We start from the raw sequence: 11,894 nt of genomic DNA on the forward strand, positions 1-11,894 counted from the left end.
GGCCCGCCGACCGGGACTTCGCCCGATGCGTCAGGATGCCGCGGCGGCCTGGCGCGCATCTTTCCGACTGGCGCTTTCGCACTGGTCTACACTAATACGGCTTTGCGCGCCGCAGCATGACCACACCACGCATCCTTGGCCCGGCATGCCCTGCATGGGCCGGAACAAGGCAAAGCGCCAACTCCGCTCGACAGGAGAGACCGTCGTGACTTCCTCGACCGACAAGTATTCGGCTTTGCTCGCCCGTTGCGGCGGCCTGGCGCCGGTGCCCACCGCCGTGGCGCATCCCTGCGACGTGTCCTCGCTGACCGGCGCGCTCGACGCCGCGAACCTCGGCTTGATCGTGCCGATCCTCGTCGGCCCGGAGGCGAAGATCCGCGCCGTGGCCGAGGAAGCCGACCTGCGCCTCGACGGCGTCACGATCATCGACGCGCCGCACAGCCACGCCGCCGCCGAGCGCGCGGTGCTCGCCGTGCGCCAGGGAGAGGCCGAGCTGCTCATGAAGGGCAGTCTGCACAGCGACGAACTGCTCCACGAAGTCACGCTCAGCACGAGCGGCCTGCGCACCGAACGGCGCCTCTCGCACGTATTCGCGATGGACGTGCCCTCGTACCACAAGCCGCTCTTCATCACCGACGCGGCCGTCAACATCTTCCCGAAGCTCGCCGACAAGGCCGACATCGTGCGCAACGCCATCGAGCTCCTGCAGGCGCTCGGCATCCCCACGCCGAAGGTCGCGATCCTCGGCGCGGTGGAAACGGTGTCCGACAAGATGCCGTCCACCATCGACGCCGCCGCGCTCTGCAAGATGGCCGACCGCGGCCAGATCACGGGCGGCCTGCTCGACGGCCCGCTCGCGTTCGACAACGCGATCAGCGCCGAAGCCGCGCGCATCAAGGGCATCCGCTCGCCCGTGGCCGGCGACCCCGACATTCTGCTCGTGCCCGACCTCGAAGCGGGCAACATGCTCGCCAAGCAGCTCACCTTCCTCGCCGGCGCAGAAGCGGCCGGCATCGTCCTCGGCGCACGCGTGCCGATCATCCTCACGAGCCGCGCCGACAGCGTGCGCTCGCGCATCGGCAGTTGCGCGATCGCCGTGCTCGTCGCGCATGCGCGGCGCGCGCGCAAAACAACGGAGATTCTGTGAGCCAGGTCCAACAGGCCCATGCCCAGACGGCCGCTGAAGGCCATGTCGTGCTCGTCGTGAACGCGGGTTCGTCGAGCATCAAGTGTTCGGTGTATCGCGTGATCGAGGACGATCGCGTGGAAGGCGGCGCACGGGCGCTGCACGGCGCGGGCGGCCAGATCGAGGGCATCGGCGTCGCGCCGCGCGTGGTCGCGCACATGGCGGACGGGCGCCTCATCGTCGACGAGGAGTTTCCGGTCGCCCAGGTCGCCGATCACGACGCCGCGTTTCGCCTCCTGCGCCTCGTCCTCGCCGTGGGCCTGCGCGATACGCCGCCCGCCGCGATCGGCCATCGCGTGGTGCACGGCGGCGCGCACCACGCCGACGCCGTGCTCATCGACGACGAGGTAATCGAGGAACTCGACGCGCTCACGCCGCTCGCGCCCTTGCATCAGCCGCACAATCTCGCGGCCATTCGCGCCGTGCGCAAGGTCGCGCCCGAGCTGCCCCAGGTGGCGTGCTTCGACACGGCGTTCCACGCGTGCAACGACATCATGGCGCAACTCTTCGCGCTGCCGTACAGCTATTACGGAGAGGGCGTGCGCCGCTACGGGTTTCACGGCCTCTCGTACGAGTACATCGCGAAGCACCTGCATCAGGTCGCGCCGGACATCGCGCGCGGGCGGGTCATCGTCGCGCACCTCGGCAACGGCGCGAGCCTGTGCGCGATGAAGGACGGCAAGAGCGTCGAGACGACCATGGGCCTCACCGCGCTGGACGGCCTGCCGATGGGCACGCGCTGCGGCGCGCTCGACGCGGGTGCGGTGCTCTGGATGATGGCGCGCGGCATGGATTACCACGCGATCGAAAAGCTGCTGTATCACGAGTCGGGCTTGAAGGGGCTGTCGGGCTTGAGCAGCGACATGCGCGAACTGCTCGCGAGCAGCAGCGATCAGGCGAGGCTCGCGATCGACTTCTATACCTATCGCATCGCGCAGGACGTGGGCAAGCTCGCGGTGGTGCTCGGCGGGCTCGACGGGCTCGTGTTCACGGGCGGCATAGGCGAGCATGCCGCGCCGATCCGTGCGCAGGTATGCGGGCGGCTCGCGCCGGTATTCGGCATCGCGCTCGACGCCGAGGCCAACGAAGCCGGCAGCAGTGAAGGCAAGGAGCGCGTGAGCACGCGCGAAAGCCGCGTGCCCGTGTTCGCGATCCGCACCGACGAAGAAGGGATGATCGCCTTGCATACGGCAAGGCTGTTGCGGGCGGCGCTGCGGAGCTAGCGTTTCGCGCGTTTGTCGGGCGGTACTGCGTCTACTGATGTTGGCGAAATCCGTTGGCGAAATCCGTTGGCGAAATCGGTTGGCACAATCGACGGACTGCTCGCCAGGGCACGGCGAGCAGGGCAAAACGTTCACGCCAGCGCGGCCCCGCCCCCATCGAACGCCTCATCGCGCAGTCGCCCCGGCGCCGCGCCATGCACGAGCGTATCGACGAAATACTTCGCGCGCGGCCACGGACCGAAACCGGCCGCCGTGTTGATATGCCCCGCATCGCCGAGATTCACGAACGCGCTGCCCAGTTGCTGCGCGAGCGCGCGGGCGCCTTCCAGCGGCATCCACGGATCGGTTTCGCTGCCGATGAGAATCGACGCCACGGGAAGCCGGCGCGCCTCGAAGGCCCCGGCAAAGCGGAACTTCTGGGGGCTCGCGGGCGCGACGAACAGCACGCCCGCGACATCGGCGCCGAGCATGCCGGTTTGCAGCGCATGCGCCGCCACGAGACAGCCGAAACTGTGCGCGGCCAGCAGGAAAGGTCCGCGCTCGCCGGCTAGCCGCCTCGCAAGCGCCGCGCCCCAGACCGCGAGATCGGGCGCGTCCCAGTCGTCCTGCTCGGCGCGCAGCGAGCGCGCGAACTGGCGTTCGAGCCAGCTTTGCCAATGGGCGCCGTCGCTGCCGTGCAGGCCGGGCACGGTGACGAGGCGGGGCGGCCAACGCATTTGCGCGCACGAAAGCATGATTTTTTCCTCGCTGGAACACGGCGTGGATCGATTGTGGCTCGCGAGCGGCCCGCGCCGAACCAATTTTTTTTGCTTTGCTTTTCGGTGCCTTCCGCGCGGCCCGGCGCACCTCGCCGCGCAGGCCGCCGCGCCACGAATTGCGCGGCGAGCGCGGGCCTGAAAACGTAGAATGGTGCCAGTGCACCCAGCCCCCCCGGTAAAGGAACTACAGCAGGAGCCACAGGAATCCCCATGTCGCAGGCCACGAGCATCAGGCAGCCTTTGCTGCAGCCGTTTCATTTCGTTCCCGTCACGGGTCCCGATAGCACGCGCGCGTTCGGGGCGTCCGCCCGCTTCGAGGGACAGGTCGGCGAATCATGAAAATCGTTTTCTGGTTCCCGCAAACCGACGCTTCGGCGTGGCTTCACGGCCTCGCGCGCGCCCTGCCCGACGCCGAACTGCGCGAATGGCGGCCAGGCGACACCGCTCCGGCCGACTACGCGGTCGTCTGGCATCCGCCACGCGAACTCTTCGCCGTGCCCGGCCTGCGCGCGATCTTCAATCTGGGCGCGGGCGTCGACGCGATCCTCGCCCACGAACGCGAGCAGCCCGGCACGCTGCCCGAACACGCCATGCTCGTGCGCCTCGAAGACTCGGGCATGGGCCAGCAGATGAGCGAGTACGTGCAGCACGCCGTGCTGCGCTACCTGCGCCGCTTCGACGAATACGCGCTCGCGCAGGCGCGCCGCGAATGGCACGTGCTCGCGCCGCATCCGCGCGAAACCTTCACGGTCGGCGTGCTCGGCCTTGGCGTGCTGGGCGCACAGGTCGCCCATGCGGTGGCGGCGCTCGGCGTGCCGGTGCGCGGCTTTTCGCGCAGCGCGAAGACAATCGCGGGCATCGAGACGTTTTCGGGCGAGCTGCACGGCCCGCAATTCGACGCGTTTCTCGACGGGTCGAAGGTGCTCGTGAACCTGCTGCCCGCTACGCCCGACACCGAAAGCGTGCTCAACACACGCACCTTCGGCAAGCTCTCACGCGGCGCGTATCTCGTGAACGTGGCGCGCGGCACGCACCTGGCCGAGCAGGATCTGCTCGATGCGCTCGCGAACGGCACGCTCGCGGCCGCCACGCTCGACGTATTCCGCAACGAGCCGCTGCCGCCCGATCACCTGTTCTGGCGCGAGCCGCGCATCACGATCACGCCGCACAGTTCGGCGCTCACCTTGCGCGACGAAGCGATTTCACAGGTCGCCGACAAGATCGGCGCGCTCGCGCGCGGCGAGACCGTGAGCGGCGTCGTGCACGTCGGACGCGGTTACTGAGTATAACGAACCAATCCGACCATATTCCGGAGACAGCCATGCCATTGCCCACCGCAGTGAAGATCGTCGAAGTCGGCCCGCGCGACGGCCTGCAGAACGAGAAGGAATTCGTCCCCACCGCAACGAAAATCGAACTGGTCAACCGGCTTTCCGCTGCGGGCTTTCCGAACATCGAAGCCGCCTCGTTCGTCTCGCCCAGGTGGGTTCCGCAAATGGCCGACGGCGCCGATGTCATGGCCGGCATCGAGCGCCGCGCGGGCGCGATCTACTCGGTACTCACGCCCAATCTGCGCGGCTTCGAAGGCGCGCTCGCCGCGCGTGCGGACGAGATCGTCATCTTCGGCGCTGCGAGCGAGGCGTTCTCGCAGAAGAACATCAACTGCTCGATTGCGGAAAGCATCGAGCGCTTCGCGCCCGTCGCGCAGGCAGCGAAAGAGCACGGCCTGCGCATTCGCGGCAGCGTGTCGTGCTCGCTCGGGTGCCCGTATCAGGGCGAGGTGTCCGTCGGCTCCGTGGTCGACGTGGTGGAGCGCTTCGCCGCGCTCGGCTGCGACGAGATCGACATCGCCGACACCATCGGCGTGGGTACGGCGAGGCGCGTGCGCGACGTGTTCGAAGCAGTGACGAAAGTGTTCCCGCGCGAGCGCCTCTCGGGCCACTTTCACGACACCTACGGCCAGGCGCTCGCCAACATCTACGCGGCGCTCGAAGAAGGCATCGCGATCTTCCACGCCTCGGTGGCGGGCCTCGGCGGCTGTCCGTATGCGAAGGGCGCCACGGGCAACGTCGCGACCGAAGACGTGCTGTATCTCATGAACGGCCTCGGCATTCACACCGGCGTCGACCTGAACCAGGTCGTCGCGGCGGGCGACTTCATCTCGAACGCCATCGGCCGCCAGAACGTCTCGCGCGCGGGCAAGGCGCTGCTCGCGAAGACGCGCGCCGAAGCCGCCTGTGCTTGACACGAGCCTCATTGAAACGCAGTACGAAGGAAATACACTCATGACGGAAACCCCCGCTTCTCAATCCGGCAATCTCGACGCGCTGCCCGACTCCGCCCGCCGTGTCGCCCTGATGCTGCGCGAGCGCGGTCATGCCAAGCCGGTCGTAATGCTGCCCGAAACGGGCAAGACTTCGGCCGAGGCGGCCGCGGGCCTTGGCTGCGAAGTCGCGCAGATCGCCAAGTCGATCCTGTTTCGCCGCCGCGAAGACGACGCGCCCGTGCTCGTGATCGCGAGCGGCGCGAACCGCGTGGACGAAAAGAAAGTGGCGGCGCACGTAGGCGAGATCGGCCGCGCCGACGCAAAGTTCGTGCGCGAGAAAACCGGCTATGCGATTGGCGGCGTCTGCCCGATCGGCCACGCCACGACGCCCGTCACGCTGATCGACGCCGACCTGTTCGAACTCGAAAGCCTGTGGGCGGCGGCAGGTCATCCGCACGCCGTGTTCAATCTCTCGCCGCAAGAGCTGGCCGCGCTGACCGGCGCGCCCGTGGTGGACGTCGCGCTGCGCGACGCATGACCGGCGTGAACGGCCTGAACACGCGCATGAACGCCGCCGCGAACCCGGACCCCGGAACGCCGCCGCCCTCGCCGTGCATCAACATCTGCCGGATGGACGCGCGCAGCGGCCTGTGCGAAGGCTGTCTGCGCAACATCGACGAGATCGCGTCCTGGTCCACGCTCGACGACGCGGCGAAACGCGCCGTGTGGGACGCGATCGAGGCGCGCCACGCACTGTGGCTCGCGCAGCGCTTCGAGCCGCAAGCCCGACCGCAAGGAGAAAAACAATGAACGCGCCCGCCCGCGTCGTGACGATCGGCGAGACGTTCCGCTCGACGCTTCAGCTCACGCCCGAATCGGTGAAATCGTTCGGACTGCTCGTGAACGATCTGAACCCGCTGCATCACGACGAAGCCTACGCGGCGCGAAGCCGCTTTGGCGGACTGATCGCCTCGGGCACGCAACCCACCGCGCACTTCATGGCGCTGCTCGCCACGCACTTCTCGCAGTATGCGCAGCCGCTCGGGCTCGAATTCGACATGAAGCTCAAGCGCGCCGCGCACGCCAGCGACACGCTCACGTTCGAATGGCGCGTCGAGGAAGCCTGGTGGAAGCCGAGCCTGAACGGCGATCTCGTGAAGCTCGCGGGCGAAGCCGTGAACCAGAAAGGCGAAGCGCTCGTCGTGGGCCGCGCGACGATTCTCGTCATGCCGAAGCCCGGGCACGCGAAAGCATGAGCACGGCGCCCGCACTGCCCGCTTCGGTCCGCGTATTCGAGCGCGGCTGGCTTTCTTCGAACAACGTGCTGCTCGTCGATGAAGCATGCGCCGCGCTCGTCGATACGGGCTACGCCACGCATGCCGGTCAGACGCTCGCGCTCGTGCGCCACGCGCTGGACGCGCGCCCGCTCGATCTCATCGTCAACACGCATCTGCACTCAGACCATTGCGGCGGCAATGCGCGGCTGCAGGCGCAATGGCCGTGCGCCACGCTGATTCCGGCCGCGAGCGCGGCTATCGTGCGCGACTGGGACGAGGCGCGTCTGACCTTTCTCGCCACAGGGCAGACCTGCGGGCGTTTCGGGTTCACGGGGACGCTCGCGGCGGGCGAGCGGCTCGCGCTGGGCGGTTTCGAGTGGGAGGTGATCGGCGCGCCGGGGCACGACCCCGACTCCGTGATGCTCTACGCGAGCGAGCCGCGCCTGCTCATCAGCGCCGACGCGCTCTGGGAACAGGGCTTCGGCGTGATTTTTCCGGAGCTGGACGGCGAAAGCGGATTTGCCGAGCAGCAGGCCGTGCTGGAAACCATCGCCAAACTCGACGTGCGCGCGGTCATTCCGGGCCACGGCAAGCCGTTCGCAAACGTCGAAGCGGCATTGGAGCGCGCGTTTTCGCGCCTTGCCTGGCTGCGCGCCGACCCGGCGCGCAACGCGAAAAACGCGCTCAAGGTGCTGATCGTCTTCAAGCTGCTGGAAGTGCGCACGATGAGCTTCGAGGCCCTCGTGGCCATGCTCGAAAGCGCGGCGTCCATGCGCGCCGCCGCGCAACAGCTCGCGCCGCGCGCTGCGTGGCCCGCGCTGCTGCGCGAACTCGCCGGCGAGCTGTCGAAAAGCGGCGCGCTCGTGGCGAACGGCGAGCGCCTCGAAGCGCCGCCAACGGCGGGCTAGCAGAGGGCGAAAAAAAACGCTCGTCCGTTTTCCGGACGAGCGTTGGAATTAGCTCTGACGTGATCAAACTGTCGAGGGCATCATACCCGCGCCAGAATGCGCGAAGCATCGGTGATTTCCCTACAAATGACCGACGGTCGCGGACACGGCGCTTCCGGCGGGCAAATCATGCCGGAAGCGCCGGAAGCGCCGATTGATCCGGAATCCGAATCAAATCAGTAGCCGATTTTCAGCCGGACAAGCTCGAACAGGTGCGAGCACAGATAGAGGCCGAGCCCGATCGCGCCGCCTATCACCGTGCCGTTCACGCGAATCTCCTGCAGATCCTTGCCGATCTTCAGCTCGATGAGCCGCGCGGTCTCGCGCGTGTCCCAGTTCTTCACCGTGTCGCGAATGTGATGCGTGAGGTAGCGCGCGAAATCGGGCGCCATCGCACGCGCGGCGTCTTCGAGGTGGCCGTTGAGCGAGGCGCGCAGCTCGGCGTCGGCGGCGAGCGCTTCGCCCAGCCAGCGGCCCGTTGCAGCCACTTTCTCGTGCAGCGCCGAGTCCTCGCGCTCCAGATCGTCGCGCAACCACGCGCGCAGGCTGTCCCAAAGCGCGCGCGTGTACTCGTTGAGCGCGCGGCCTTCGCGCAGGCTCGCCTTCAGCTCCTCGCCCTTGCGCAGGAAGGCCGGATCGCTTTTCAACTGCACGATCAGCTTTTCCACGACCGCATCGAACTTCTGGCGCAGGTGATGCTCGCGGTCCTCGCTCACCTGCAGCAGCAGCCGGTTCACGGCGCTCTCCAGCACGCGCGCGCCGCTCTCGCCGATCCATTCGGAAGGCAGAAACTTCTCGGTCTTCGGAAATTCGCCCTTGAGGCCATCCACGATGCGCCCCGCCACGAACGCGCGCGTACCGTCCTCGCGCAGCAGCGCACCCAACTGGTCGAGCATCTGGTCGAGCAGCTCCTGGTGGCGGCCGTCCCGGGTCAGCGTGTCGAGGATCGCCCCTGCCGACTTCGAGAGGTCCACCCGCGCAAGCGCCGCATGAAGACCGTCGCGGATGAAACCCTGAATGCGCGCGTCGTCGGTGAGACCGAGCACGCCCGACATCATGCGCACCGTGTAGTCGCCGAGGCGCTGCGCGTTGTGCGGGGCCGCGAGCCACGCGGAAAGCCGCTCGACCGGATCGTGGCGGCGGATCAGGCCGACGAGCGAACCCACGTCGAGGAACTTGTCGCGCACGAAGCTGGCAAGCTCGTCGGCGATGCGGTCCCTGTTGCGCGGAATCACGCCCGTGCGCGCCGAAACGAACGGAATCGACACGCGCCGGAACAGCGCGACCACGGCGAACCAGTCGGCGAGCGCGCCGACCATGGCGGCTTCGCTCACGGCCTTGATGCCGTCGATCACGGGCCCGGGCGGGGAAAGCGCGGTGCCCACGAACACGAGCGCCGCGCCTTGCAGCAGGAGCAGCGCGCGGCGTTTGGCGCGCGCGAGTTCGGCTTCGTCATGGTTGGCGTGCGGCTGGGTCATGCGGGGAGAACGTCGCGGACTAGAACCGCGACATTATGCAGCCGCAGCGGTCGCCGCCGCGCGCCGACGCACCGACGCGCGCCTCGCGCCCGTGTCGCTCAGGCCGAACGCGCGTGCCGCCGCTGCGGCACGATCCGCCAGCCGAGATTGACGCCCGCCGCCGCGACGAGGATCAGCGCGGCGCCCGCGACCTGGATCCACGCGAGGCGCTGGCCGAACGCGAACCAGTCCACGAGGATCGCAACCACCGGGTAGATGAACGAGAGCGCGCCCGTCATCGCCGTGGGCAGCTTCTGGATCGCGCCGTAGAGCAGCACGTACATGACGCCCGTGTGCACGATGCCGAGCGTGACGAGCTGCGCCCAGTGCAGCGGCGTGGCGGGCAGCGTGCCGTAGCGAATGAACGGCGCGAGCGCGAGCGCGCCGAACGCGAGTTGCACGAGCGCGATCAGATGCGGCGGCGTGCCCTTGAGATGGCGCGTGATGATCGACGAGATGGCGTAGAGAAACGCCGCGCCGGCCGCGCAGGCCACGCCTTTCAGGTACTCGCCGGGCACCGCGAGCACGGCGGGCTGCACCTCGACCACGCATACGAGGCCGGCGAAGGCCACCGCCAGCCACGCCACCGTCGAAGCGCTCACGCGCTCGCGCAGGACGAGTGCGCCGAGACCGACCAGCATGAACGGCTGGGTATTGTAGACGGCAGTGGCCATCGAGATCGAGGCGCGCGAATAGGCCGCGAACAGCAGCACCCAGTTCGCGACGATGGCCGCGCCGCCGAGCACGGCGAGCGCGAGCGTGCGCGGCGGCAGCAGCGCGCGGCGCAGCAGACCGAGCGCGGCGCACACGAGCGCGAGCGTCGCGCCGCCCAGCACGCAACGCAAAAAGGCGACGTTGATCGGGGCCTGGTGCGAGGCGACCACGAGCCAGCCGATGGTGCCCGACATCAGCATCGCGACGATCATCTCGGCTGCGCCGCGGCGAATTTCAGGAGTGGAAGACATGAGCGATTGCATCCTCGTTCTGGCTGGCGAAGGGCGCGCGCCCTCGCATCTGAAAGCCAGTTTATCGGCTGCAAGGCGAGGAATACATGGCTAGACTTAGGCGAACAACGAATCTTGCCTTCGATCGAAAGGCCAACCCGGCGAGACACCCGCGAAACCATGAATCGACGCCCCAACAGGTCACCAGCCGCGCCGGCCGGCGCGGCCCCGCTCGACGAGATCGACCGCAAGCTGCTCTCGGCGCTCGCCGAGGACGCGCGCGCGAGCGTCGCCGAACTGGCCAAGCTCGTCGGGCTTTCGTCGCCGAGCACCTCCGAGCGGCTGCGCCGGCTGGAGGCGCAAGGCGTGATCGGCGGCTACACGGTGCAAATCGATCCGCGCGCGCTGGGCTATACGCTGCAGGCCATCGTGCGCGTAAAGCCGCTGCCGGGGCAGTTGCACCTGGTGGAAGACGTATTGCGCCGCATTCCCGAGTTCGTCGAGTGCGACAAGGTCACCGGCGACGACTGTTTCATCGCCCGGCTCTACCTGCATTCGATCGAGCAGCTCGACGAAATCCTCGCCAAAGTCACCGAGCGCGCCGAGACCAGCACGGCCATCGTCAAGTCCACGCCGGTGCCGCGGCGCCTGCCGCCGCTCGCCTAAGGCGGCGCGCCGCGGCCGCCGGTCAGCGCTCGGTGGTCTCGAAGAACGCCAGCATCTCCTCGACCAGCGCCTCGCTCGCTTCCTCGGGAATGTAGTGGCCGCACGGCAGCGCGCGGCCGCTCACGTCGCGCGCCACCTTGCGCCATTCCGCGAGCGGGTCGAAGCAGCGCTCGATCACGCCCTCCGCGCCCCACAGCACGCGCAGCGGGCACGCCACCTTGTTGCCGCGCTCGAGATCGGCGCGGTCGTGGTCGAGGTCGATAGTCGCGCACGCGCGGTAGTCCTCGCACATCGCGTGCACGGCGCCCGGCTGGCGCAACGCCGCGCGGTATGCGTCGAGCGCCTCCGGTGCGAACGGCGCGAGACCCGCGTGGCGGCTGCCCATCACGCGCTCGACATAGACGTCGGGATTCGCTTCGATGAGCGTTTCCGGCAGCGGCTCGGGCTGGATCAGGAAGAACCAGTGGAAGTAGAGCGTGGCGAACTCGCGGTTGGTTTGCTCGTACATGGCGAGCGTGGGCGCGATGTCGAGCAGCATCAGCCGTTCGACGGCGCTAGCGTGGTCGAGGGCCATGCGATGCGCCACGCGCGCGCCGCGATCGTGCGCGCACACGAGGAAGCGTTCGTGGCCGAAATGGCGCATGACCTCCACCTGGTCGGCCGCCATCGCGCGCTTCGAGTAGGCCGCGTGCGTGGCGTCGCTGGCAGGCTTGGACGATGCGCCGTAGCCGCGCAGATCGGTCGCGATGACGGTGAAATGCTGCGCGAGCGCGGGGGCGCAGCGGTGCCAGATCATGTGGGTCTGCGGATGGCCGTGCAGCAGCAGCAACGGCGGTCCGTTGCCGCCCTTCACGCCGCAGATGTCGACGCCGCCCGAAGTGCGAACGGTGAAAGGCTGGAATCCATCGAAGGGCATGGGCAAAGCCTCTTTTGCTTGTTGGTCTGCGGTCATTGTATGAGGCGAGCGCGGCTCGAAAACGCGCTTTTGACACCGTAACGGTAGAAACCGAACACTCCCTCGAATGGCACGCGCGCGATGCCCGGACGACCCCACACCTATAATCGAACGATTGTTTGCGCGATCGGCATGCGCCGCGACTCCCGGCGCCG

At 68.1% G+C, this 11,894-nt stretch carries 13 protein-coding genes; 9 read left to right on the forward strand and 4 right to left on the reverse strand.

Features of this window, described 5'->3' with window-relative positions; genetic code table 11:
• The first annotated feature begins 205 nt into the window (after nt 1–205).
• Nucleotides 206–1,147 carry a bifunctional enoyl-CoA hydratase/phosphate acetyltransferase gene (locus tag BLU17_RS02150; RefSeq protein ID WP_245746685.1) on the forward strand — a complete coding sequence of 314 codons (942 nt, stop codon included), beginning with the start codon at nt 206–208 and terminating at the stop codon, nt 1,145–1,147.
• Nucleotides 1,144–2,409, forward strand: a complete 1,266-nt coding sequence (locus BLU17_RS02155; RefSeq protein ID WP_091993773.1) for an acetate/propionate family kinase — start codon at nt 1,144–1,146, stop codon at nt 2,407–2,409. Before BLU17_RS02150 ends, BLU17_RS02155 begins: the two co-directional genes overlap by 4 nt.
• Before the next feature lie 131 nt (nt 2,410–2,540).
• On the opposite strand, the gene BLU17_RS02160 is transcribed toward BLU17_RS02155, so the two are convergent.
• Nucleotides 2,541–3,143, reverse strand: coding sequence for an RBBP9/YdeN family alpha/beta hydrolase (locus BLU17_RS02160; protein WP_091993776.1), 603 nt, complete (start codon nt 3,141–3,143; stop codon nt 2,541–2,543).
• A 359-nt stretch (nt 3,144–3,502) separates the two neighbouring features.
• Here BLU17_RS02160 and BLU17_RS02165 point away from each other — a divergent pair, with 359 nt between their 5' ends.
• Genes BLU17_RS02165 through BLU17_RS02190 form a run of 6 tightly spaced genes read left to right on the forward strand, consistent with a single transcriptional unit; the run spans nt 3,503 to nt 7,618 of the window.
• Nucleotides 3,503–4,450 (forward strand): 2-hydroxyacid dehydrogenase, encoded by a 948-nt coding sequence (locus BLU17_RS02165; RefSeq protein ID WP_091993779.1) that lies wholly within the window; start codon nt 3,503–3,505, stop codon nt 4,448–4,450.
• A gap of 38 nt (nt 4,451–4,488) precedes the next feature.
• Nucleotides 4,489–5,412: a hydroxymethylglutaryl-CoA lyase gene (locus tag BLU17_RS02170; protein WP_091993781.1), complete on the forward strand. Its 924-nt coding sequence runs from the start codon at nt 4,489–4,491 to the stop codon at nt 5,410–5,412.
• Between the two features lie 40 nt (nt 5,413–5,452).
• Nucleotides 5,453–5,971 (forward strand): YbaK/EbsC family protein, encoded by a 519-nt coding sequence (locus BLU17_RS02175; RefSeq protein ID WP_091993784.1) that lies wholly within the window; start codon nt 5,453–5,455, stop codon nt 5,969–5,971.
• A gap of 26 nt (nt 5,972–5,997) precedes the next feature.
• Nucleotides 5,998–6,243 carry a DUF1289 domain-containing protein gene (locus BLU17_RS02180; RefSeq protein WP_091994194.1) on the forward strand — a complete coding sequence of 82 codons (246 nt, stop codon included), beginning with the start codon at nt 5,998–6,000 and terminating at the stop codon, nt 6,241–6,243.
• The gene (locus BLU17_RS02185; RefSeq protein WP_091993787.1) at nt 6,240–6,689 is read left to right on the forward strand and encodes a MaoC family dehydratase; all 450 of its coding nucleotides are present in this window, start codon (nt 6,240–6,242) and stop codon (nt 6,687–6,689) included. Before BLU17_RS02180 ends, BLU17_RS02185 begins: the two co-directional genes overlap by 4 nt.
• A complete protein-coding gene (locus tag BLU17_RS02190) occupies nt 6,686–7,618 on the forward strand; it encodes an MBL fold metallo-hydrolase (RefSeq protein WP_091993790.1) in 933 nt (310 codons plus the stop codon). Before BLU17_RS02185 ends, BLU17_RS02190 begins: the two co-directional genes overlap by 4 nt.
• 215 nt (nt 7,619–7,833) lie before the next feature.
• Here BLU17_RS02190 and BLU17_RS02195 read toward each other — a convergent pair whose 3' ends face one another.
• Both BLU17_RS02195 and BLU17_RS02200 read right to left on the reverse strand, forming a co-directional pair.
• The gene (locus BLU17_RS02195; RefSeq protein ID WP_091993793.1) at nt 7,834–9,135 is read right to left on the reverse strand and encodes a DUF445 domain-containing protein; all 1,302 of its coding nucleotides are present in this window, start codon (nt 9,133–9,135) and stop codon (nt 7,834–7,836) included.
• A gap of 98 nt (nt 9,136–9,233) precedes the next feature.
• The gene (locus BLU17_RS02200; protein WP_091994197.1) at nt 9,234–10,139 is read right to left on the reverse strand and encodes a DMT family transporter; all 906 of its coding nucleotides are present in this window, start codon (nt 10,137–10,139) and stop codon (nt 9,234–9,236) included.
• 159 nt (nt 10,140–10,298) lie between these two features.
• Here BLU17_RS02200 and BLU17_RS02205 point away from each other — a divergent pair, with 159 nt between their 5' ends.
• Nucleotides 10,299–10,784: an Lrp/AsnC family transcriptional regulator gene (locus BLU17_RS02205; protein WP_091993796.1), complete on the forward strand. Its 486-nt coding sequence runs from the start codon at nt 10,299–10,301 to the stop codon at nt 10,782–10,784.
• Nucleotides 10,785–10,806: 22 nt separating this feature from the next.
• On the opposite strand, the gene BLU17_RS02210 is transcribed toward BLU17_RS02205, so the two are convergent.
• A complete protein-coding gene (locus BLU17_RS02210; protein WP_091993799.1) occupies nt 10,807–11,700 on the reverse strand; it encodes an alpha/beta fold hydrolase in 894 nt (297 codons plus the stop codon).
• Between the last annotated feature and the right edge of the window lie 194 nt (nt 11,701–11,894).

Source organism: Paraburkholderia lycopersici (assembly GCF_900096975.1).
Lineage (GTDB): Bacteria > Pseudomonadota > Gammaproteobacteria > Burkholderiales > Burkholderiaceae > Paraburkholderia > Paraburkholderia lycopersici.

What these genes read in the sequence shown, in the direction of transcription:
- BLU17_RS02160 (WP_091993776.1), bottom strand. Translation starts at nt 3,143, where the DNA reads ATGCTTTCGTGCGCGCAAATGCGTTGGCCGCCCCGCCTCGTCACCGTG.
- BLU17_RS02210 (WP_091993799.1), bottom strand. Translation starts at nt 11,700, where the DNA reads ATGCCCTTCGATGGATTCCAGCCTTTCACCGTTCGCACTTCGGGCGGC.
- BLU17_RS02205 (WP_091993796.1), top strand. Translation starts at nt 10,299, where the DNA reads ATGAATCGACGCCCCAACAGGTCACCAGCCGCGCCGGCCGGCGCGGCC.
- BLU17_RS02165 (WP_091993779.1), top strand. Translation starts at nt 3,503, where the DNA reads ATGAAAATCGTTTTCTGGTTCCCGCAAACCGACGCTTCGGCGTGGCTT.
- BLU17_RS02180 (WP_091994194.1), top strand. Translation starts at nt 5,998, where the DNA reads ATGAACGCCGCCGCGAACCCGGACCCCGGAACGCCGCCGCCCTCGCCG.
- BLU17_RS02185 (WP_091993787.1), top strand. Translation starts at nt 6,240, where the DNA reads ATGAACGCGCCCGCCCGCGTCGTGACGATCGGCGAGACGTTCCGCTCG.
- BLU17_RS02200 (WP_091994197.1), bottom strand. Translation starts at nt 10,139, where the DNA reads ATGTCTTCCACTCCTGAAATTCGCCGCGGCGCAGCCGAGATGATCGTC.
- BLU17_RS02195 (WP_091993793.1), bottom strand. Translation starts at nt 9,135, where the DNA reads ATGACCCAGCCGCACGCCAACCATGACGAAGCCGAACTCGCGCGCGCC.
- BLU17_RS02170 (WP_091993781.1), top strand. Translation starts at nt 4,489, where the DNA reads ATGCCATTGCCCACCGCAGTGAAGATCGTCGAAGTCGGCCCGCGCGAC.
- BLU17_RS02175 (WP_091993784.1), top strand. Translation starts at nt 5,453, where the DNA reads ATGACGGAAACCCCCGCTTCTCAATCCGGCAATCTCGACGCGCTGCCC.
- BLU17_RS02190 (WP_091993790.1), top strand. Translation starts at nt 6,686, where the DNA reads ATGAGCACGGCGCCCGCACTGCCCGCTTCGGTCCGCGTATTCGAGCGC.